The sequence below is a fragment of the Burkholderia sp. MSMB1835 genome (genome assembly GCF_001526365.1).
Lineage (GTDB): Bacteria > Pseudomonadota > Gammaproteobacteria > Burkholderiales > Burkholderiaceae > Burkholderia.
Map to the genome: position 1 here is coordinate 135,942 of NZ_LOYP01000018.1, position 19,927 is coordinate 155,868.

20 protein-coding genes and 1 pseudogene are annotated in these 19,927 nt (G+C 68.1%); 13 read left to right on the forward strand and 8 right to left on the reverse strand.

Annotated elements, in window-relative coordinates; genetic code table 11:
- Window positions 1–451: 451 nt before the first annotated feature.
- The 4 genes and pseudogenes from WS96_RS08510 to WS96_RS08520 form a co-directional block, all read right to left on the reverse strand.
- Window positions 452–652, reverse strand: coding sequence for a hypothetical protein (locus WS96_RS08510; protein ID WP_059831843.1), 201 nt, complete (start codon window positions 650–652; stop codon window positions 452–454).
- A gap of 570 nt (window positions 653–1,222) precedes the next feature.
- Window positions 1,223–1,431: pseudogene (locus WS96_RS34450) on the reverse strand (antibiotic biosynthesis monooxygenase family protein); the annotation flags it as partial.
- Window positions 1,432–1,578: 147 nt separating this feature from the next.
- Window positions 1,579–2,955, reverse strand: a complete 1,377-nt coding sequence (locus tag WS96_RS08515; protein WP_059831844.1) for an ATP-binding protein — start codon at window positions 2,953–2,955, stop codon at window positions 1,579–1,581.
- Complete coding sequence (locus WS96_RS08520) at window positions 2,952–3,614, reverse strand: response regulator (protein WP_034204371.1); 663 nt, start codon at window positions 3,612–3,614, stop codon at window positions 2,952–2,954. Before WS96_RS08520 ends, WS96_RS08515 begins: the two co-directional genes overlap by 4 nt.
- Window positions 3,615–3,847: 233 nt before the next feature.
- On the opposite strand from WS96_RS08520, the gene WS96_RS08525 reads away from it, so the two are divergent.
- From WS96_RS08525 to WS96_RS08555, 7 genes are all read left to right on the forward strand, one after another.
- Window positions 3,848–4,201, forward strand: a complete 354-nt coding sequence (locus WS96_RS08525; RefSeq protein ID WP_059831846.1) for a YgiW/YdeI family stress tolerance OB fold protein — start codon at window positions 3,848–3,850, stop codon at window positions 4,199–4,201.
- Between the two features lie 54 nt (window positions 4,202–4,255).
- The gene (locus WS96_RS08530) at window positions 4,256–5,116 is read left to right on the forward strand and encodes a MurR/RpiR family transcriptional regulator (protein WP_034204373.1); all 861 of its coding nucleotides are present in this window, start codon (window positions 4,256–4,258) and stop codon (window positions 5,114–5,116) included.
- A 54-nt stretch (window positions 5,117–5,170) separates the two neighbouring features.
- Window positions 5,171–5,596, forward strand: a complete 426-nt coding sequence (locus tag WS96_RS08535; RefSeq protein WP_059831848.1) for a GNAT family N-acetyltransferase — start codon at window positions 5,171–5,173, stop codon at window positions 5,594–5,596.
- A 183-nt stretch (window positions 5,597–5,779) separates the two neighbouring features.
- On the forward strand, window positions 5,780–7,447 hold the full coding sequence (locus WS96_RS08540) for an ankyrin repeat domain-containing protein (RefSeq protein WP_059831849.1): 1,668 nt from the start codon (window positions 5,780–5,782) through the stop codon (window positions 7,445–7,447).
- A 144-nt stretch (window positions 7,448–7,591) separates the two neighbouring features.
- The gene (locus WS96_RS08545; protein ID WP_059831851.1) at window positions 7,592–8,452 is read left to right on the forward strand and encodes an isocitrate lyase/PEP mutase family protein; all 861 of its coding nucleotides are present in this window, start codon (window positions 7,592–7,594) and stop codon (window positions 8,450–8,452) included.
- Between the two features lie 344 nt (window positions 8,453–8,796).
- Window positions 8,797–9,063, forward strand: coding sequence for a YodC family protein (locus WS96_RS08550; protein ID WP_059831852.1), 267 nt, complete (start codon window positions 8,797–8,799; stop codon window positions 9,061–9,063).
- 101 nt (window positions 9,064–9,164) lie between these two features.
- Window positions 9,165–10,325, forward strand: a complete 1,161-nt coding sequence (locus tag WS96_RS08555; protein ID WP_059831854.1) for a cytochrome P450 — start codon at window positions 9,165–9,167, stop codon at window positions 10,323–10,325.
- A gap of 15 nt (window positions 10,326–10,340) precedes the next feature.
- Here the strand turns inward: WS96_RS08555 and WS96_RS08560 are convergent, their stop codons facing one another.
- Entirely contained in the window at window positions 10,341–10,667 is a 327-nt protein-coding gene (locus WS96_RS08560) for a superinfection immunity protein (protein ID WP_059831856.1), read from the reverse strand.
- Between the two features lie 90 nt (window positions 10,668–10,757).
- Window positions 10,758–11,177 carry a rhodanese-like domain-containing protein gene (locus tag WS96_RS08565; protein ID WP_059823236.1) on the reverse strand — a complete coding sequence of 140 codons (420 nt, stop codon included), beginning with the start codon at window positions 11,175–11,177 and terminating at the stop codon, window positions 10,758–10,760.
- Between the two features lie 114 nt (window positions 11,178–11,291).
- On the opposite strand from WS96_RS08565, the gene ftrA reads away from it, so the two are divergent.
- The 5 genes from ftrA to WS96_RS08590 all read left to right on the forward strand — a co-directional run bounded on the left by ftrA (window position 11,292) and on the right by WS96_RS08590 (window position 16,577).
- Entirely contained in the window at window positions 11,292–12,254 is a 963-nt protein-coding gene (gene ftrA / locus WS96_RS08570) for a transcriptional regulator FtrA (RefSeq protein ID WP_059502511.1), read from the forward strand.
- 294 nt (window positions 12,255–12,548) lie between these two features.
- Window positions 12,549–14,003, forward strand: coding sequence for a M20 family metallopeptidase (locus tag WS96_RS08575; protein WP_034204382.1), 1,455 nt, complete (start codon window positions 12,549–12,551; stop codon window positions 14,001–14,003).
- A 60-nt stretch (window positions 14,004–14,063) separates the two neighbouring features.
- Window positions 14,064–15,173 carry a malate/lactate/ureidoglycolate dehydrogenase gene (locus tag WS96_RS08580; RefSeq protein WP_059831858.1) on the forward strand — a complete coding sequence of 370 codons (1,110 nt, stop codon included), beginning with the start codon at window positions 14,064–14,066 and terminating at the stop codon, window positions 15,171–15,173.
- Entirely contained in the window at window positions 15,170–15,733 is a 564-nt protein-coding gene (locus tag WS96_RS08585; RefSeq protein WP_059832131.1) for a TfoX/Sxy family protein, read from the forward strand. The genes WS96_RS08580 and WS96_RS08585 overlap by 4 nt, the downstream gene beginning before the upstream one ends.
- A gap of 265 nt (window positions 15,734–15,998) precedes the next feature.
- Window positions 15,999–16,577, forward strand: a complete 579-nt coding sequence (locus tag WS96_RS08590) for an NnrU family protein (protein ID WP_059831860.1) — start codon at window positions 15,999–16,001, stop codon at window positions 16,575–16,577.
- 33 nt (window positions 16,578–16,610) lie between these two features.
- Here WS96_RS08590 and WS96_RS08595 read toward each other — a convergent pair whose 3' ends face one another.
- Entirely contained in the window at window positions 16,611–17,990 is a 1,380-nt protein-coding gene (locus WS96_RS08595; protein ID WP_059831862.1) for an amino acid permease, read from the reverse strand.
- A 289-nt stretch (window positions 17,991–18,279) separates the two neighbouring features.
- Window positions 18,280–19,017, reverse strand: a complete 738-nt coding sequence (locus WS96_RS08600; RefSeq protein WP_059831863.1) for a sulfite exporter TauE/SafE family protein — start codon at window positions 19,015–19,017, stop codon at window positions 18,280–18,282.
- Between the two features lie 371 nt (window positions 19,018–19,388).
- Between WS96_RS08600 and WS96_RS33600 the strand changes: the two genes are divergently transcribed.
- Window positions 19,389–19,664, forward strand: a complete 276-nt coding sequence (locus tag WS96_RS33600) for a hypothetical protein (RefSeq protein WP_156443607.1) — start codon at window positions 19,389–19,391, stop codon at window positions 19,662–19,664.
- Window positions 19,665–19,927: the final 263 nt, after the last annotated feature.

Genomic DNA, 19,927 nt, shown 5'->3' on the forward strand with positions numbered 1-19,927 from the left:
GTGGCGAGCGCCGCGGGCGCGCCGTGCCGCAGTCGTGACCCGCACGATCAAACGTTGTGGGATCAACGACTTAGGTCGCGCATGCTCAGGATATCCACATGCTTGCCAACAAAAATTGTGGACAAGCCCGCGCGCCGCGGCGTCCGGCGCGACGCGCGCCGTCGTGCCGTATTTGAGGCGGCGCGAACAAAGTCTTTCGGATCAAGCGCTTGATCGCGGTATGCGCAGGCTATCCACACGCTTGCCAACACAATCTGTGGACAAGCACGGCAGCCGGCGCGTCACGTGCCGGCGCGGCCTGCAACGAGCGATCGGGTGTCGTCGTGCCGTTTTCGAGGCGGCGCGGACAAAGTCTTTCGGATCAAGTGCTTGATCGCGGTATGCGCGGGCTATCCACATGCTTGCCAACACAATCTGTGGACAAGCTCGCGCGCGGCCGCGACCGCAACGCTCAGGGCTGCCGATCGTCGACGGCGGGCCAGCGCGCGAACGCGAACACCCACAACATGATGAAGTTCAGCACCGGGACGAACATCGTCAGGATCCACCAGCCCGAATGCCCGGTGCGCCGCACGATGCGGACGTACGGATAGACGACGATGGCGACGAGCACGAGCGAGACGAGCCATTGCCACGCGGTGAAGTGTTCCATGGTCTTCCTCGGAGTGAGGTGTCGCGATACGGTGCCGGCGGCACGGCCGGCCCGGGGCGGCCACACGCATGGCCGACGATGCGCGGCCCGCGTGCGGCTTGCGTGATCTTGATGCGCTGCGGGCACGGGCGTCAAGGCATCGGCAGGGCGCTGCGCGGGCGCCCGATCGTCCGTGTTCGCGCATGCCGATGCCGCGCATTGCCGAAACCGTGACGCGCGGCACGAATCGCAGGCCGATCAACGGGTTAGCGCAGGCTTGCGCAGGATATCCACAAGCTTGCCAACAAAATTTGTGGGTAAGTGGCGCAGCGCCGGTCCGGTATGCGTGCAGTGGTTACGACGCCCATCTGACGTACATCGTCGTGGCATCGTGATGCGATGTGCGGCGAAGCGGTGAAGGCGATGGCCATTGTCCGGGCCTTGTCTGCATCACGCGTGCCAAAGTCCATCGGATCAAGGGTTTAGCGCCGCGGTGCGCAGGATATCCACAAGCTTGCCAACATTTTCTGTGGAGAAGTCCGCATTCGCGATTCGGCCGATGCCACGCGCTGCCACGCTTCGCACGCCGGCTCACGCCGTGCAGATACCGGCCACGCCGACCTTCTGGAACAGGTGCGGGCTGGAGACGGCGGACGACGGACAGGCCGACGGCTTCGCGTCGAATCCCGGACCGCGTAGTTCAGGTAGATCGGGCTGTCGCCGAGCGCGCGATGAAGCTGCGTCGAGATGAATCCCGGCTGACGCTTCATGAATTCCGCGTCGGCTTGCCAGACGGCGACGAGAACCAACGCGGGCGCGCGCTTGCCCCGGTCCGGCGCATTTGCCGCGCACGCACGACAAACCCTTTCCGATCAATGGCTTGTTGCCGTTGCTGGACGGTTGTCCACACGCTTGCCAACATAATCTGTGGACAAGCCGCCCGCGTATCAGCTCGGCTGCGGGAAGCGCACCGTGACGGTCAGCCCGCGCCCGCCGCGCGTGGTCCCGAGCGCGACGGTCGCGCGATGCTGTTCGGCGATCCGCTTGACGATCGACAACCCGAGCCCGCTGCCCGACGACGTGGCGGCTTGCGCGCCTTCGCCGCGATAGAAGCGTTCCCACACGTCCGCGCGTTCGGCCTCCGGGATGCCGGGGCCGTCGTCGGCGACTTCGAGTACGGGTGTCGCGCCGTCCATGCGCGCCGACACGTCGACGCGCGCGCCTTCGCCCGCATAGCGGATCGCGTTGTCGACGAGATTGTTCAGCAGCACGCGCAACGTGTCGGCGTTGCCCGCCGTCGTCACGGGCGCACCGACGATCGCACCGAGATCGATCCGGTGCGCGTCGGCGACGCGCGCGCGGTCCGACACCACCGAGCGGCACAGCGCGGCGAGATCGACCGGCGCCGACGCGCCGGCGGCCGCCTGCGCGTCGGGCTCGAGGCGTGCGAGCGTCAGCAACTGTTCGGCGAGGTGGCCGAGGCGCGTCGTGCCCGCATGGATCTGCGCGAGGATGTGCTCGCGTTCCTCGGCAGTCGCCGCACGTTGCAGCAATTGCGACTGGATCGACAGCCCCATGATCGGCGTGCGCAGCTCGTGCGCGGCATCGGCGATGAAGTGCCGCTGCAACGTGAACGAGCGGTCGAGGCGGGCGAGCAGGTCGTTGATGGCCTCGGCAAGCGGGCGGACCTCGTTCGGCATCGATGCGACGTCGACCGGCTCGAGGTTGTTCGCATTCCTGCGCTTCAGGCCGGACGCGATTGCCCGCAACGGCCGCAACCCCGCGCCGATGCCGAACCACAGGCCGAGCGCGAGCAGCGGCAGCATCGAGAACACGGGCCACAGCAGGTGGACGGCGATGCCTGCGATCGCCTCCCAGCGCGCATGCCGCGCCTGCGCGAGCCGGATCGTCGTGCCGCCGCGCTCGGTCACATAGGTGCGCCACGGCTGGCCGCCGACGTCGACGCTCGCGATGCCTTGCTGCGCGGGCGGTGGCAGCTTCGAGTCGCGGTCGGTCGAATACACGAGCGCGCCGTTGCGCCATACCTGCAACAGCACCGCATCGGGGTCGCTCGCTTCGAAGCCGTGCTTGCCCTTGGCGTGGTTGCTGAACGACAGCTCGCCGTTCGGGCCGACGACGATCTGTTTCGACATGCTGCGCATCTGGTCGTCGAGCAGATCGTCGAGTTCGCGCAGCGCGCCCCAGTAGGTGCCGGCGCTCGCGACCAGGCCGATCACGCACGCGGCCGGCAGTAGCCACGTCAGCAGGCGTCGCCGCAACGACGCGTTGCGCCAGCCCGCGACCGCGCGTTGCAGGCGCGTCACGTGCCGTCACCGATCCGGTAGCCGACGCCGCGCACCGTGCGGATCATGTCGTGGCCGAGTTTCTTGCGCAGGTTGTGGATATGCACCTGCACCGCGTTGCTCTCGATTTCCTCGCCCCAGCTGTACAGCCGTTCCTCGAACTGTTCGCGCGAAATCACCGCGCCCGGTTCGCGCATCAGCTCGTGCAGCAGCACGAATTCCTTCGGCGACAGCGGCACTTCGTCGTCGTCGAGCCAGACGAGGTGCTTGACGGGATCGAGCCGCAGCGGGCCGATCGCGAGCGTCGTCTGCGCGCGGCCTGCATGGCGGCGGCTGACCGCGCGAATGCGGGCGAGCAGCTCGTCGAGCGCGAACGGCTTGACGAGATAGTCGTCCGCGCCGCTGTCGAGGCCTGCGATGCGGTCGGGCACGCCGTCGCGCGCGGTGATGATGATCGCGGGCAGGTTTTCGTCGCGGCGGCGCAGCGCGGCGAGCACCGACAGGCCGTCGCGGTTCGGCAGCCCGAGATCGAGCAGCAGCAGCCCGTAGCCGGTCGCACGCAACGCGAGCGACGCGGCGTCGCCGTCCTTCACCCAGTCGACCGCGAAGCCTTCCTGTTTGAGGCCCTGTTCGAGCCCGCTGCCGATCAGCGGATCGTCCTCGACGAGCAGTACGCGCATGGATTCGTGTCTCTCCGACGGGGGCGCCGCGGCGCCCGGGGTTCTCATGATAAGCGCACGCGTCTTAGGCCGAGCTTAAATACGCGCCGTGCACGGCCCGCGTTCGTACTGGTCCAATGCGGCACCGTGTCGCTCCGGCATGCCCTTCAGGTTTGCTTAATCTTACGGTCCGTAAGCTGGCGCCGTCGCGTTCAACGGAGCGCGGCGCCACATCGAAGAAGAGGACCGAGATCATGAAACACCTGGCCAGAATCCTGGCGGTCGCGCTCGTCGCGCTGCCTGCCGCCGTCTACGCGCAATACACGGGGCCGTCCGCGCTGACCACGACGACCGTGAAGGAGCTGCTCGCCAACGGCCGCGACGACCAGCACGTGCAGTTGCAGGGGCGCATCGTCAAGCACGTCGGCGGCGAGGATTACGAGTTCGCCGACGCGACCGGCACGATCCGCGTCGAGATCGACCCCAAGCTGTGGGCCGCGGGCCAGCCCGTCAGCGACAAGCACGAAGTGAAGCTGACCGGCGAATTCGAGCGCAAATGGTCGGGCCGCGTGAAGGTCGACGCCGATCACGTCGAAGTGCTGCGCTGACGGTGGGCGCGGGGCCGGTGATACCATGGGCGACCGGTTTCCGTTCCCACCAAGATGGCCGCCAATTTCGACGAACTCGCGTCCCGGATCCGGGCGCAATTTTCCGAGCTGAGCCCGCAATTTCAGGCGGGCGCCGCCTTCCTGCTCGATCATCCCGACGAAGTCGCCACGTCGTCGATGCGCAAGGTCGCGCAGCGCGCGCAGGTGCAGCCTGCGTCGCTCGTGCGGCTCGCGCAGCAATTCGGCTTCCCCGGCTGGAACGAGCTGCGCGACCTGTGCGTCGCGCGCGTGCGCACGCGTCCCGAACCGCTCACGCAGCGTGCGCGCTCGCTCGTGCGGCCCGACGCGAAGGCGTCGCTCGCGCACGATCTGCTCGCCGCGCAGCAGCACAACCTGTCGGCGACCGCCGCGCAGAACGAGCACGCGCTCGCGGATGCGGCGAGGCTGATCCGCAAGGCGTCGCACGTGCACGTGGCGGGGTTTCGCTCGTGCTACCCGGTGGCCTTCGGTTTCGTCTACGGCTACCGGCTGTTTCGTCCGACCGTGTCGCTGCTCAACGGCGTCGCCGGTTCCCTCGAAATGGAGTTGCGCACGATCGCGAAGCAGAACGTGACGGTGATCGTCAGCTTCGCGCCGTATTCGGCCGAAGCGACGCGCGTTGCGCAGGCCGCGAAGGCGCAGGGCAGCCGGATCGTCGCGATCACCGACAGCGCGGTGTCGCCGATCGCGCTGCACGCGGACGCGCAACTGATCTTCACGCACGACAGCCCGTCGTTCTTTCCGTCGCTGGTGGCCGCGCATGCGATGGCCGAGGCGCTGGTCGCGCAGTTGCTGGCGCTCGAAGGCAGCGATGCGATCGCGGCGCTCGAGCGGACCGAAGCGGAACTGCACGCGAAGGGCGCATACGTCGTTTGACGGGCGCGGCATGCACGGTTTCCGGCCACTTTCATCCACGACCCCACGCAACCGATGACGTTGACCTATGCCGTGACCGATGCAGGCGACCCGGAGGTGCGCAAGCAGATCGTCGCGCCGCTCATCCGCTTCAACGAAAGCCAGGCCGGCCCGGTCGACTCCCGGCCGCTGGCCGTGATCGTGACCGACGAGGCCGGCGCGGTGGTCGGCGGCCTGTGGGGCGGCACGGCGTTCGGCTGGCTGCATGTCGACCTGCTCGTGGTGCCCGAGGCCGCGCGCGGCCAAGGCGCCGGCACGCGCATCATGGATCTGGCCGAACAGGAGGCCGTCGCGCGCGGTTGCCACAGTGCGTGGCTCGACACGTTCGACTTCCAGGCGCGGCCGTTCTACGAGAAGCGCGGCTATGTCCGCTTCGGCGAGCTCCACGATTACCCGGTCGGGCACAGCCGCATTTTCCTGACGAAGAAACTCGCGGGCTGAGCGCCGCCGCGCCGCACGATTGACGACGCCGGCGGCCGTCGCCTACGATACCGGCCAGCGATGCAGGTCGCTTCCGGGTCCGCGGAAAGGGTTCAACCCACCTGTCGCGGCAAATCCAGTCTTCCCCCATCCTTTGTGCTGGCGGTATTGCGGACCTTCGGCCATCCACGCACGAGGATCCGCATGAAAAAGCTGCCTTCCAACGCCCATCCCGATCATCTGAAAAAGCAGGCCAAGGCATTGTTGCGCCTGTACCGGCAGGGCGACGCCGAGGCCGTCGCGCGCTTCGTCCAGTCCCTGCCGGCGGCCGCGAATCGCACGCATGACGAGGCGCTCGCGCTCGGGCTCCGCCTGCACGACGCGCAGTCCTGCATCGCGCGCGAGTACGGTTTTGCTTCATGGGCCGATCTCGGCGTGTTCGTCGAAACGCATGCGCTCGCGCGGCAACCGCGGTCGTCGTTGATTCGCCGCTGGCTCGACCTCGCGTACGGCGCCGACGTGACCGGCGGCTTCGACGCGGCCCGGCCGCGCGTCGCCGCGCAATTGCTGCGCGATCGTCCCGATCTCGTATCGGCGGACCCGGCGATCGCGTGCGCGTCGGGCGATCTCGACGCGGTGAAGGCGGCGCTGGCCGCCGATCCCGGCTGGATCGCGCGCGCCGGCGGTGCGCTGAAGTTGCCGCCGCTCGTCGCCGTCACGCATTCGCGGCTCGGCCAGCTTCCCGAATTCGCGGCCCGGCTGCGTACGTGCGCGCGCTATCTGCTCGACGCGGGCGCCGATCCGAACCAGCGGATCGGCAACCGGACGCCGCCGGCCTCGCTTGCGGAGCCCGACGAGTCGGCGCCGCTGTCGGCGCTGTATGGCGCCGCCGGCGTCAATCGCGATCCGGCGCTCACCGCGATGCTGCTGGAAGCCGGCGCCGATCCGAACGACGGCGAATCGCTGTATCACTCGGTGGAGAACCCGGCATGCACGCGCCTGCTGCTCGAGCACGGCGCCCGGATGAACGGGACGAATGCGTTGCGGCGGGCGCTCGACGTGCCGGACGCTGCCGCGCTCGAGTGCCTGCTCGCGCATGGCGGCGACCCGAACGAGCCGGCCGGCGACGGGCCGACGAAGATGTGGGGTGCGCCGTTGCTGCGCGCGATCGCCGTGCGTTGTACGGCGCGTCATGTCGCCGCGCTGCTGGCGGCCGGCGCCGATCCCCGCGCGCGGACCGCCGCGGGCGTGAGCGCGTACCGGCTCGCGATGCAGACCGGGTTGTCCGACGTCGCGGCGCTGTTGCGCGCGGCCGGCGCGGAGGAGGTGCTCGACGCACACGACGCGTTCGTGGCGGCCTGCGCGCGCGCCGATGCCGACGAAGCGCGACGCATCCAGGCGCGCCATCGCGAGCTACCCGGTGCGCTGTCCGACGACCGGCTGCGGCTGCTGCCGGACGCCGCCGCATGGGGTTCGCGCGATGCGGTGAAGGTGATGGTCGAACTGGGCTGGCCGATCGCCGCGCGCGGCGGCGACTGGGACGCGAGTGCGCTGAACCACGCGGTGTTCCGCGGCGATGCCGAACTGCTGGCGTTCCTGCTCGCGCACGGCGCAAGCTGGCGCGACCTGCACGGCTTCGGCAGCGATGCGCTCGGTACGTTGTCCTGGGCGTCCGTCAACGAGCCGGAGGGCGTCGGCGATCCCGACTGGGAAGCGTGCGCGCGCGTGCTGGTCGCGCACGGCGTGCCGCCGGCGGTGCGCGATCCGTCGAATCCGGATGGCGTGCTGATCGACGGTCGCGCGATGCGGTTCTCCGAGGCGGTCACCGACGTGTTGCTCGGCGTCGACGTCGGGCTGTCCGCATCGACGTGAACCGACGCGGGCGGCCGTGCGTGGCGGCCTGCATTCGGCATCGGCGCGTTTGTCCTGTTGCGCGACGACATTTCGGCGAACGCTGAAACGTCGCGTGCACGACCGGCGTATGCTCACTCGTCAACACCTTCCCCGGAGTTCGCGATGACCCGTTCCGACCTGCAAGCCCGCCACGCCGAAGCCTTCCGCGCGCTGCACACGCGCCCCGGCGCGTTCATCATCCCGAACCCGTGGGACGCCGGCACCGCGCGCCTCCTCGCGATGGCCGGTTTCGAGGCGCTCGCCACGACGAGCGCCGGCTACGCGTTTTCGAAAGGGCGACCCGACAACGCGATCGACCGCGACGCGATGCTCGCTCACATCGCCGATCTCGTCGCCGCGGGCGGCCTGCCCGTGAGCGCCGATCTCGAGAACGGCTTCGGCGACGCACCCGACACGGTGGCCGAAACGATCCGGCTGGCGGCCGAGGCGGGCGCGGTCGGCGGCTCGATCGAGGACGCGACCGGCCGCGCCGATACGCCGATCTACGCGCGCGACGCGTCGGTGGAGCGGATCGCGGCGGCCGTCGACGCGGCGCGTGCGCTGCCGTTTCCGTTCACGTTGACCGCGCGCTGCGAAAACTACCTGCACGGGCGGCGCGACCTCGACGACACGATCGCGCGGCTCGTCGCCTATCGCGACGCCGGCGCCGACGTGCTGTATGCGCCCGGCATCACCGACGCCGACGAGATCGCGGCGGTGACCCGGGCGGTCGGCGCGCCCGTCAATGTCGTCATGGGTCTGCAGGGCGAGTTGCTGAGCGTCGACGAACTGGCGGCGCTCGGCGTGAAGCGCGTCAGCGTCGGCGGCGCGCTGGCGCGGGCCGCGCTCGGCGCATTCCTGCGCGCGGCGACGGAGATGAGGCGCGACGGCACGTTCACCTTTACCCGGACGGCCGTGCCGGGGCGCGATATCAACCGCTGGTTTGCCGCACCGGATAATTCGCCGATTTTGTTCGACGAATGAGCCCCAATAAAAGATGGAACCGTTTACGGCATAACGTTGATTGACAATAATCAACCGGTTTCGCGTCGGAATTAATCGTCGGTGACGGCGCAAAAATCGTCGTCTATTCTCCGCATTCCGCCCGATCGGTCGCAATCGGCATGCAAGCCGCGCGGGCGCTGACGCTCGGCGGGTCGTCATACGCGACGATCCCGCGCATTGTTGCAGGTTCCCGCTCAGCGCGTTGCCGTGCGCGGGAGTTGCCGGATGATTATTTGATTGATAATCTGCGGCACGTTCCAATGACCGGTGAGTGGGCCGCCGGGAATATCAATATATTCAATATATAAAAAGCTGAGAGAGCGATGACGATCCGAGAAAATCACCGCGTCAGGTTTCGCGTGGGCGACGTCGTGACGCTGAAAACGGGCGGGCCGCGCATGACCATCACGTATGCCGGGCCGGTCGTGTTCGACGACGGCGACTGGTTGATCTGCCAGTGGTTCGACGAAAGCGGCGAGTTCCGGCAGGAAATGTTTCATCACGACACGGTGGTGCCCGAGCCGCGCGCGATTTCGGCCGGGCGGGTACGGCTGCGCATGCAGTCGCACCGCGACCGGTCGGCGGCCTGACGCCGGCCGGCCGCTGCGATGCCGCGGCGCGCGGCGTCCGTGCGACGACATTTCACGTCACCCCGAAACATGCGACGGCGCGCTGCGCCGATACTGGACGCATGAACCCGATCGATCCCATTGCAGCGGTCACGCACCGCGATCCCTATCCCTATTACGCAGCGCTCGTCGACGGGCCGCCGCTCGCGTTCGACGCCACGCTCGGCCTGTGGGTCGCGAGCCGCGCGGCGGCCGTGACGGCCGTGCTCGGCGATCCGGCCTGCCGGGTGCGCCCGCTGGACGCGCCGGTGCCGCCCGCATTGCGTGGCACGACGGCCGGCGCGTTGTTCGGCGAGCTGGTGCGCATGAACGACGGCGCGTCGCGACACGATGTGCCGAAGCAGGCGTTGCGCGCGGCGTTTGCGCCGATCGACACGGAAGCGCTGCGCGATCGCGCCGAGGCGCTTGCCGCGCGGCGACTGCCGGCGCCGGGCGATGCCGACGCGCTGAACGCATGGTGCATGACGGTGCCGGTGTGCGCGGTCGCCGATCTGCTCGGCTTCGACGAAACGCAGCTCGACGACATCGCGGCGCGGGTCGTCGAGTTCGTCGCCGCGCTGTCGCCGCTGTCGGATGCCGCGGCGCTGGCGCGCGCGAGCGACGCCGCCCGGCAACTGCTCGACCGGATGACGGAACGCGTCGCGCAGTCGCATGCAGAGGACGGCACGCTGGTCGCCGCCGTGCAGCAGGCGGCCCGGGCGTCGGGCTGGCAGGCGAGCGGCGCGCGGGTCGCGAATCTCGTCGGATTGCTGTCGCAGACGTGCGAGGCGAGCGCCGCATGGCTCGGCAATGCCCTCGTGGCATGGAACGGCGAAGCAGGCGCGATGCCGGACGCCGCCGCGCTCGACGCATTCGTCGCCGAGGTCGGGCGTTTCGATTCGCCGGTACAGAACACGCGCCGTTTCGTCGCGGCGCGCACGACGATCGAAGGCGTGAGCGTCGAGGCCGGCGATGCGATTCTCGTCGTGCTGGCGGCGGCGAACCGCGATCCGGCCGTGCATCGCGATCCGCACCGGCTGATGCCCGGCCGCACGACGGGGCCGAATTTCGGCTTCGGCACGGGGCCGCACGGGTGTCCGGGCGAGCGGGTCGCACGGGCGGTGACGGCGGGGGCGTTCGCGGCGCGCTTGCGCGCGGGCGGCTGGCCGCCGCGCGATGCGCTGAAATGGGATTACCGCGCGTCGACCAACGTCAGGATGCCGAAGTTCGACGCGATACGGTGAAGGGGAAAGCGGGGCTCAACGGCAACCTTGCTTTTCCGCCCATTGCTCCTGGGCGGCGACGCGGCGTTGCACGCGTTCGACGAGGCCGGTCGAGAAGGTCCGCATGCTGACGCCGCGGCGCTTCGCGAGGATCGTTTGTGCGACGTCGGTGCGCGGGTTCGGCTGGCACGCCCAGTACAGCGTCATCAGCCAGCCGATGCCCGTCCACGCGAACAGTGCGTTGAACATCGCGATCGTCAGCTTGTCGTGCCGGGCGCGCCGGTCCGCAATGACGGCCGGCAGGAAATAGAGCGCGATCGCTGCGACTGAACCGGCCACTTGAATCAGGACTGCATCATGCATGGTGCTGCTCCGTCCGAACTGCAATGAGGCTGATTGTCGCGCTTTTTCCGTTTATGTGCCGGCAATTGATTGTTGCGCTTTCGGTGACGATCAGGCGGCTTCGGCGTCCGCCGGCTGCACTTCGTTGCTCAGCGCGAAACCTTCATCGAGCCAGCCCGTCACGCCGCCGATCATCAGCTTGACCGGGCGGCCGAGGCGCGCGAGCCGGATCGCCGCACGTGCGGCGCCGTTGCAGTGCGGCCCCGCGCAATAGACGACGAAGAGCGTGCCGGCCGGGTAACCGGCGAGCTTGCTTTCGACGATCTTGCGGTGCGGCAGGTTGCGCGCGCCGGGCACGTGGCCGGCGGCGAACTGCTCGGGGCCGCGCACGTCGAGCAGCACGAAATCGGGCGCGCCGGACGCCAGTGCGTCGTGCACGTCCCAGCAATCGGTCTCGAAGCGCAGCGATGCCTCGAAATGCGCGAGGGCGGCGACGCTGTCGGCGGCGGGGACGTCGGTGACATAGGACATGGTGAGGCTCTCCTGGTTGAACGGGCACGGAACGCGCCGCAATGGAGGGCAGTATCGCGGTTCGGCGCACGTCGCGGCAGTGGCGCGATCGACAAGTTCCGGTAACATCGCGCCATGCACAATCATCTCGTCGTCGCACTCGCCTACGATCGCCTCTGCACGTTCGAATTCGGCTGCGTGGTCGAACTGTTCGCGCTCGAGCGCCCCGAGCTGGGCGTCGACTGGTATCGCTTCGCGGTATGCGCGAGCGAGCCGGGGCCCGTGCGTGCGGCGGGCGGCATTACCGTTGCCGCGCCTTACCGGCTCGCGACGCTCGATCGCGCGGATACCATCGTGATTCCCGGCTGGCGCGATCCGGACGAGCTGCCGCCCGAGCCGTTGCTGAAGAAGCTGCGGGCCGCGCACCGGCGCGGCGCACGGCTCTGCTCGATCTGTTCGGGCGTGTTCGTGCTGGCGGCGGCCGGCGTGCTCGACGGCCTCACCGTGACGACGCATTGGCGGTATGCGGAACGCCTGCAGGCGCGTTATCCGGCGCTGCGCGTGAATCCGGATGCGCTGTACGTCGACGAAGGGCAGATCGTCACGTCGGCCGGCTCGGCGGCGGGGCTCGACATGCTGCTGCATCTCGTGCGCCGCGATCATGGCGGTGCGATCGCGAACCGCGTCGCGCAGCGCCTCGTGCTGCCGCCGCATCGCGACGGCGGCCAGGCGCAGTTCGTGCCGCGTCCGGTCGCACCGGGCGGCACCGACCGGCTCGCGAAGCTGATCGACTGGATGCGCGCGCATGCGGCCGAGCCGCACACGCTTGCATCGCTCGCCGCGCAGGCCGCGATGAGCACGCGCACGTTGCAGCGTCGGTTCGCGGACGCGACGGGGATGTCGCCGCTCGCGTGGCTGATCCGCGAACGCGTGAACGTCGCGAAGGACATGCTCGAAGCGCAGCCCGCGTTGTCGCTGGCGCAGGTCGCGGCGCGCGCGGGGTTCGGATCCGAGGAATCGCTGCGCCGGCATTTCCGGCGCGTCGCGGCGACGAGCCCGGCCGCGTACCGGCGCGGGATGGATCGCGGCGGCACGTAGCGGGCGCCGGGCGGGAGCGCTCGCTGCGCGACGATGAAAAGCGCAACCGGTGGCGACGGACACGCATTCCGAAAAAAGAGGCCGATGCCGCCTTCCCGTTTGCCGTCGATCCAGGCGCCGATGGTCGGCTCGTCGAGCCCGCTCGCGATTGCCGTGTGCGAAGCCGGTGGCTCGGTTCGCTCGCCTGCGCGACGCGTTTCCGAAGGCGGTCTGAACGGCGCGGAAGGGGGCGCCGGCAGGGGAGCATCGGCGTATGATCTGGATTTTCGTCAGCCCTATCCAGGCATCCCCACCATGACCTCCGTCGACACTACCCCCGTCCTCGACCATGACAAGCTCGTGACCTTCATCGAGCGCAAGTGGAACGATGAAATCCTCCACGCCCTGACCGACTACATCGCGATTCCGGCGAAGAGCCCCGCATTCGACCCCGACTGGGCGAAGCGCGGGTATCTCGAGCGCGTCGTCACCGATGCCGCGCAGTGGGCCGAACGGCAGCCCGTGAAGGGCCTGAAGCTCGAGATCGTGCGCTTGCCCGGCCGCACGCCGGTGATTTTCTTCGAGACGCCCGCGACGCGTTCGGGCAGCACCGACACGATCCTGCTGTACGGCCACCTCGACAAGCAGCCCGAATTCGACGGCTGGCGCGCGGACCTCGGCCCGTGGACGCCGAAGTTCGAGAACGGCAAGCTGTACGGCCGCGGCGGCGCGGACGACGGCTATGCGATCTACGCGAGCCTCGCGGCGCTCGGCGCGCTCGACGAGCAGGGCATCGAGCGGCCGCGCTGCGTCGGTCTGATCGAGACCTGCGAGGAGTCGGGCAGCTACGACCTGCTGCCGTACGTCGACGCATTGCGCGACCGGCTCGGCCAGGTATCGCTCGTCGTGTGCCTCGATTCGGGCGCCGGCAACTACGACCAGATGTGGCTGACCACGTCGCTGCGCGGCCTCGTGTCCGGCGACCTGCAGGTCGAGGTGCTGGAAGAAGGCGTCCATTCGGGCGTCTACGGCGGCATCGCGCCGTCGAGCTTCCGCGTGATGCGCCAGTTGTTCGAACGCCTCGAAGACGCGAAGAACGGCAACCTGCTGCCGGGCGCGTTTCATTGCGAGATTCCGTCGAGCCGCGTACGCGAAGCCGAAGCGGCCGCCGCGATTCTCGGCGATACGGTATGGAAGGGGCTGCCGTGGGCGTGCGGCGCCGACGGCAAACCCGTGCTGCCGACCACGACCGATCCGCGCGAGGCGCTGCTGAATTCGACGTGGCGCCCGTCGCTGTCGGTGACCGGGGCGGCCGGCATGCCGGCGCTCGCCGATGCGGGCAACGTGCTGCGTCCGCGCACCGCGTTCAAGCTGTCGCTGCGGCTGCCGCCGCTCGTCGACGCCGCGCAGGCCGTGCAGCAGCTGAAGGCATTGCTCGAACTCGATCCGCCGTACAACGCGAAGGTCACATTCAAGCCGGACGCGGGCGCCGCGACCGGCTGGAGCGCGCCGGACCTCGCGCCGTGGCTCGCGTCGTCGCTCGACGCCGCGTCGCGCCGCCACTTCGGCGCCGACTGCGCGTACATGGGCCTGGGCGGCACGATCCCGCTGATGAACGTGCTGCAGGAGGGCTTCCCCGCAGCGCAATTCATGGTGTGCGGCGTGCTCGGCCCGAAGTCGAACGCGCACGGCCCGAACGAGTTCCTGCACGTGCCGTACGCGAAGAAGCTCACGGCGGCCGTGGCCGACGTGATCGCGACCGCGCGCTGATCGTCGCGATATCCGACGCGCCGACTGCCTGACCCGAACCGACTTGATGGAGTGTTGCCGATGACCGCACTGCCGACGCCCGATACCGAACCGCTGCGCATGCGCGCCGAACCGCTGCATGCGTTCGTCGCGGCGCTCTGGGAACGGGCCGGCAGCCATCCGCGCGAGGCGACGCTCGTCGCCGATCACCTGGTCGGCGCGAATCTCGCGGGCCACGATTCGCACGGCGTCGGAATGATCCCGAACTATGTCGCGTCGTGGCGGGAAGGGCAGTTGCAACTGAACGGGCACGCGTCGATCGTCCGCGACGGCGGCGCGGTGCTGACGATCGACGGCGGCCGCGGCTTCGGCCAGGTGATCGCGTTCGAGGCGATGGTCGAAGGAATCGAGCGCGCGCGGCGCATGGGCATTTGCGCGATCGGGCTGCGCGACGTCCATCATCTCGGCCGCATCGGGCACTGGGCCGAGCAATGCGCGCGCGCGGGGCTCGTGTCGTTCCATTTCGTCAACGTGCCGGGCGACCTGCTGGTCGCGCCGCTGCACGGCACCGATCCGCGTTTCGGCACGAACCCGTTCTGCGCCGCGTATCCGCGGGTGGGCAAGCCGCCGCTGTTGCTCGATTTCGCGACGAGCGCGATCGCGTACGGCAAGACGCGCGTCGCTTACAACCAGGGTAAGCGCGTGCCGGCCGGGGCGCTGATCGACCATCGCGGCCAGCCGACCGACGATCCGGCCGTGATGCACGAGCAGCCGTTCGGCGCGCTGCTCCCGTTCGGGCTGCACAAGGGGTATGCGCTCGCGGCGATGTGCGAGATCTTCGGCGGCGCGCTCGTGGGCGGGCATACGACGTACGGCGATACGCTGCAGAAGACGAGCGCGATCGTCAACGGGATGCTGTCGGTGCTGATCGATCCGAAAGCGTTCGACGCGGCCGACGCCGAACGCGAAGCCGATGCCTTCGTCGCATGGGCGAAGGCGTCGCCGCGGGCCGGCGATGCGCCGGTGCAGGTGCCCGGCGAGCCGGAAGAGGCGAGCCGCGCCGTACGCGGCACGGCCGGCATTCCGGTCGACCGCGCGACGTGGCGGCAGATCCGCGAGAGCGCGGCGGCCGTCGGTTTCGACGCGGCCGAGCTCGATGCATGGACGCAGCGCTGCGAGGCTTCCGCATGAGCTGGCAGGCGGAGAAGGCGCACGGCGAGGAAATCGCGTATCAGCTTGCGCCGCTCGGTACGGTCGCCGTCGCACGGTTCTTCAGCGGTGCGGCCTTGCGGCTCGACGGCGTGATGTTCGGCTTCATGTCGCGCGGGTCGCTGTTCCTGCGCGTCGACGATGTGAACCGCCCGGCGTTCGTCGCGGCGGGGATGGGGCCGTTCTCGTATGCGCGGCCCACGCGTACCGTCTCGCTCGAGGGCTATTACGAAACGCCGGCCGACGTGCTCGAGGACGCGGGCGCGCTGTTCGACTGGTGCCGCAGCGCATATCGCGCGGCGCTGCTGGCCGGGCCGCCGAAGCGCAAGGCGAGGGTGGCGTCGAAGACGGTATCCGCGGCAGGAGCGAAAGCCGCGCCGAAAGCTGCAGCGAAGCCCGCATCGAAACCGGCGTCGAAAAAGGTGACCGGTCCAGCGGCGAAATCCACATCGAAACCGGCGTCGGCGCGCAAAGCGGAACCGGCGTCGAAATCGTCACGGGCACCGGCGGCGAAGCCCGCGACGAAGCGCAAGCAGACGTAGTACCGACCGCGCGGCGCGACAGCCTCGCGATTTTTCGTTTTCCTTTCTTTCGGGCGTACCCGCACGACCCGGCGCACACATGCACCGAGCTTGACGCACCGCACATCGTGCAGGCTTCACAACGACGGCCCCGGCGTTTATGATCGGCGCGGGTTGCGCCCGTGCCTCGCGCGACCTGCGCCGGCCTCGCCGCCGGCCCCGCGAACGGCGCACCGGACGCCGCGCGGAACGCTTCCCCACTCATCATTCCAGACGGAGACAGCCGATGCTCGTCCTGATTCTCGGTTTAGCGATCTTCCTCGGTGTGCATTCGATCCGGATCGTCGCCGACGGCTGGCGGTCCGCGACGATCGAGCGGATCGGCGAGCGGGGCTGGAAGGGCGGTTACGCGATCGCGTCGATCGTCGGCTTCGCGCTGATCATCTGGGGGTACGGGATCGCCCGTACGGGCGCGACGTTGCTGTGGGTGTCGCCGGTCGGCGTGCGCCACCTGACGGGCATGCTGACCGCAGTCGCGTTCGTGCTGATTGCCGCGTCGTATGTGCCGCGCAACCGGATCAAGACGCTCGTCGGGCACCCGATGCTGGCCGGCGTGATGGTCTGGGCGGTGGCGCATCTGCTCGTGAACGGCACCGTGCACGCGGTCGTGCTGTTCGGGGCGTTCTTCGTGTGGTCGATCGTCGATTTTGTCGTGTCGCGTGCGCGGGATCGCCGCGACGGTGTCCGCTATCCGGCCGGCGGGTTGGCCGGCGACGTCGCGGCCGTTGCCGCCGGGCTCGTCGCCTGGGCCGTGTTCGCGCTGTTCCTGCACGGCCCGCTGATCGGCGTGCGGCCGTTCGGCTGAACGGAGCGCGCGCGCCGGTCGGCGTCCCGCTCGTCAGCGGCTCTTCGCGCCGGCTGCCTGCCCGAATGACGGCTGCTTGCGCCGCAAGAAGTACGCCGCGACGATCGCGAGCGCCGTCAGCACCGTGAACCAGAACTGGAAGCGCGAATCCGGATTGAACGCCTGCGACCCCAGCACGGCGACCAACGCCAGCAGCGCGACCCAGTTCGACACCGGATAGAACCACGCGCGGAACGCCGTCGGGTCGCGTTGCTCGTGCCGCGTCTGCCGGCGCATCGCGAAGTGCGCGGCGACGATGAAGATCCACACGATCATCACGAACGCGCCGCTGCTCTTCGCGAGCATCAGGAACAGATCGCCGCCGCTCACGAAGTGAATGCCGAGGATCGACACGCAGATGGCGAGGCACAGCACGAGCGCGTTCATCGGCACGCCCTTCGCGTTGGTGCGGCCGAACATCGCGGGCGCGTGGCCGCGCTGGCTCAGCGAGAACAGCATGCGCGAGTTCGAGAACAGGAACGAGTTCATCACGGACATGAACGACACGAACAGCACGATCTTCATCGCGACGGCCGCCCCCGTGAAGCCCGCCATGCCGAACAGCGACACGTACGGCGATTTCAGGTTGACCTTGTCGGTCCACGGCATGCACAGGATCAGGATCGACACCGAGCCGACGTAGAACACCATCACGCGCACGATCACGCTCTTGATCGCGCGGATCACGTTCCTGCGCGGGTTTTCCGATTCGCCCGCGGCCACGGCCGCGATCTCGCTGCCGCCGAGCGAGAAGATCACCACCATCACGCCGGCGAGCACGGGCGAGATGCCGTTCGGCATGAAGCCGCCGTGCTCGGTCAGGTTCACGAACCCCGGTGCGGGAATACGCGGCTGGAAGCCGAGCAGGATCGATGCGCCGAGCGCCATGAACACGACGATCGTCGCGACCTTCGCGAACGACAGCCAGTATTCGGCTTCGCCGAACGAGCGCACCGAGTAGGCGTTGCTCGCGATCAGCGTGACGAGCATGAACAGCGCGCCGCCCCACACAGGCAGCCACGGCAGGAAATCGTGGAGGATCGCGCCGAGCAGGATCGCTTCGACGGTGATCGTCATCATCGATTTGAACCAGTACAGCCAGCCGACCGCGAAGCCGGCCCATTCGCCGAGATAGCTGCTCGCGTACGTGGAGAACGAGCCGCTGTCGGGATTGCGGGACGCCATTTCGCCGAGCATGAACATGACCAGCGTGACGATCACGCCGCCGATCAGGTACGACAGGATCGCCGCGGGGCCGGCCGTTGCGATGATCGCGCCGGAGCCGACGAACAGGCCCGCGCCGATCACGCCACCGAGCGCGATCATCGTGATGTGCCGTTGCTTGAGGCTTTGCCTCAACGAGTTGTCCTGCATCTCCTACCTCTAGTTATTGTTGGCCGGGAACGTATCGGACGGCGCGTCGGCAAGCGTTCTGCCGCACGGGCGCCGATGTCGAGGGAGCGTGGGGTGACGCGATGTGCCGGACCGACGGCGGTGAATCGAAATGACGGCCACGGTGTGCCGGTCGGCGCCCGCGAGAGGGCGATGATCGCGACAACCGGGATTGTGGTCGGGCACCGCCGCAACGGCAAACGAGATATGCGAACGACGTCTTGCGGTTTGCTCATCAATTGCCGCGATCGCGGCAGGGACGAGCGTGGGCTCAGATCGGTTTGACGAACAACCCGACGGTCAGCAGCGCGCCGATGCAGACGATCGCGATCCGCAGCACGCGTTCGTTCACGCGATGCAGCGCCCACGCGCCGAGCAGGCCGCCGACGATCGCGCCGCCGCCGAGCGCGATCGCCGCGCGCCAGTGCAGGTGCGGCGACGTGAGGAACAGCACGACCGCCGACGCGTTCATCACGCCCGCCAGCGCGTTCTTGGTCGACGTCGCGCGACGAGGCGGCAGGCCGGCCATCGTCAGCGCGGCCATCATCAGGAACCCGATGCCGCCGCCGAAGTAGCCGCCGTAGACCGCGATCAGGAACTGCGAGACCCCGGTCGCGACGGGGCCGAGATGTTGCGCGCCAGTGTCCGGTTTGCGGAAGAAACTGCCCCATGCGAACACGACCGTCGCGAACATCACGAGCCACGGCACCAGCTGCGAGAAGATCGACGACGGCGTTTTCAGCAGCAGCAGGCCGCCGAGCGCGCCGCCGGCCACGCTGATCGCGAACAGTGCGCGAAACGGCAGCTTGCCCACGCCGCTCACCATGTTCCGGCTAGCCCAGCCCGTGGTGACCTGGCCGGGGAACAGTGCGACCGTCGACGTGATGTTGGCCGCGAGCGGCGACATTCCCGACACGATCAACGCGGGCAGCGTGACGAACGAACCGCCGCCCGCGAGCGCGTTCTGGAGGCCGGCCCACAGGCCGGCGACGATGATGAGAGCGAGCACGATCGATTGATCCGGGATATCCGACCTTGAACCGACGACGGCCAAGCCCGCCGCGTGAGGATGCACGATGGTAATTCAGGACTGCGGTCCACGCACGCGTGTCCGCGCGATGCCGGCGATGGCCGGTGCGCGGACAAAATGCGCATCGATTATTCGTAACGAGGATTCAATTTCGGCAAAAACTCATTATTTGTTTCCTTTTCGAGGCCGCCGGGTCGGTTTGGGGAGGCTGGTTTTCGGTGTGAATGAATATCGTTACGGCGAAGGCCGAATTGGATGCCAGTGCTCGGCAGAAATAGGTGTCGGATTCGGAGATGCCGGGGATGTCTCTGGGTTTTCCGGAAAATCCTTTTTGCCGACGAGGTTTATAGGTGGATGCGATGCGTCGGGATGCGCAGTCTCAATACAGTTGCATACCGAAATCTGCTCTTGCTTTCATTCCGCTGAAGTGGGCGCAGACCCGCGCGGGCCGGGCTTTTCGAGATAACCCGGTCTGGATGAATCATTGTCATGGCAACGAATTCGGCGAATCAATCCTGAAAATTGTTCATCTTTTTAGGATGAGAGAAAAATATATGCACGAAAGACTGAAAATATTTGTAAAAGCTGCAGCGGAGTGCAATCATGTACGTGAAAGACCGGTGTAATCTAAATGCAGGCACGAGCAGTAACATAAAAGAGAGTAATGGTGCACCGCGACAATTCGCTCTGATCAAGCGAATCGTTGGTTATTCGCGATAAAAGGAAATAACTAATATGGCGAGGGCGGTAGAGATGCAGATCCAATATCAAACAAAAAATCGCCGTACGGAGAAAATCCGCGGCACGAGGGCCATCAGACACTTACGTCCGGCGGGGTGGCGCGCCGTGTCGGGCCATTGCCTGGCACGTAGGGCGAACGGCTGTTCCG

What these genes read in the sequence shown, in the direction of transcription:
- WS96_RS08510 (WP_059831843.1), bottom strand. Translation starts at nt 652, where the DNA reads ATGGAACACTTCACCGCGTGGCAATGGCTCGTCTCGCTCGTGCTCGTC.
- WS96_RS08520 (WP_034204371.1), bottom strand. Translation starts at nt 3,614, where the DNA reads ATGCGCGTACTGCTCGTCGAGGACGATCCGCTGATCGGCAGCGGGCTC.
- WS96_RS08525 (WP_059831846.1), top strand. Translation starts at nt 3,848, where the DNA reads ATGAAACACCTGGCCAGAATCCTGGCGGTCGCGCTCGTCGCGCTGCCT.
- WS96_RS08530 (WP_034204373.1), top strand. Translation starts at nt 4,256, where the DNA reads ATGGCCGCCAATTTCGACGAACTCGCGTCCCGGATCCGGGCGCAATTT.
- WS96_RS08535 (WP_059831848.1), top strand. Translation starts at nt 5,171, where the DNA reads ATGACGTTGACCTATGCCGTGACCGATGCAGGCGACCCGGAGGTGCGC.
- WS96_RS08540 (WP_059831849.1), top strand. Translation starts at nt 5,780, where the DNA reads ATGAAAAAGCTGCCTTCCAACGCCCATCCCGATCATCTGAAAAAGCAG.
- WS96_RS08545 (WP_059831851.1), top strand. Translation starts at nt 7,592, where the DNA reads ATGACCCGTTCCGACCTGCAAGCCCGCCACGCCGAAGCCTTCCGCGCG.
- WS96_RS08550 (WP_059831852.1), top strand. Translation starts at nt 8,797, where the DNA reads ATGACGATCCGAGAAAATCACCGCGTCAGGTTTCGCGTGGGCGACGTC.
- WS96_RS08555 (WP_059831854.1), top strand. Translation starts at nt 9,165, where the DNA reads ATGAACCCGATCGATCCCATTGCAGCGGTCACGCACCGCGATCCCTAT.
- WS96_RS08560 (WP_059831856.1), bottom strand. Translation starts at nt 10,667, where the DNA reads ATGCATGATGCAGTCCTGATTCAAGTGGCCGGTTCAGTCGCAGCGATC.
- WS96_RS08565 (WP_059823236.1), bottom strand. Translation starts at nt 11,177, where the DNA reads ATGTCCTATGTCACCGACGTCCCCGCCGCCGACAGCGTCGCCGCCCTC.
- ftrA (WP_059502511.1), top strand. Translation starts at nt 11,292, where the DNA reads ATGCACAATCATCTCGTCGTCGCACTCGCCTACGATCGCCTCTGCACG.
- WS96_RS08575 (WP_034204382.1), top strand. Translation starts at nt 12,549, where the DNA reads ATGACCTCCGTCGACACTACCCCCGTCCTCGACCATGACAAGCTCGTG.
- WS96_RS08580 (WP_059831858.1), top strand. Translation starts at nt 14,064, where the DNA reads ATGACCGCACTGCCGACGCCCGATACCGAACCGCTGCGCATGCGCGCC.
- WS96_RS08585 (WP_059832131.1), top strand. Translation starts at nt 15,170, where the DNA reads ATGAGCTGGCAGGCGGAGAAGGCGCACGGCGAGGAAATCGCGTATCAG.
- WS96_RS08590 (WP_059831860.1), top strand. Translation starts at nt 15,999, where the DNA reads ATGCTCGTCCTGATTCTCGGTTTAGCGATCTTCCTCGGTGTGCATTCG.
- WS96_RS08595 (WP_059831862.1), bottom strand. Translation starts at nt 17,990, where the DNA reads ATGCAGGACAACTCGTTGAGGCAAAGCCTCAAGCAACGGCACATCACG.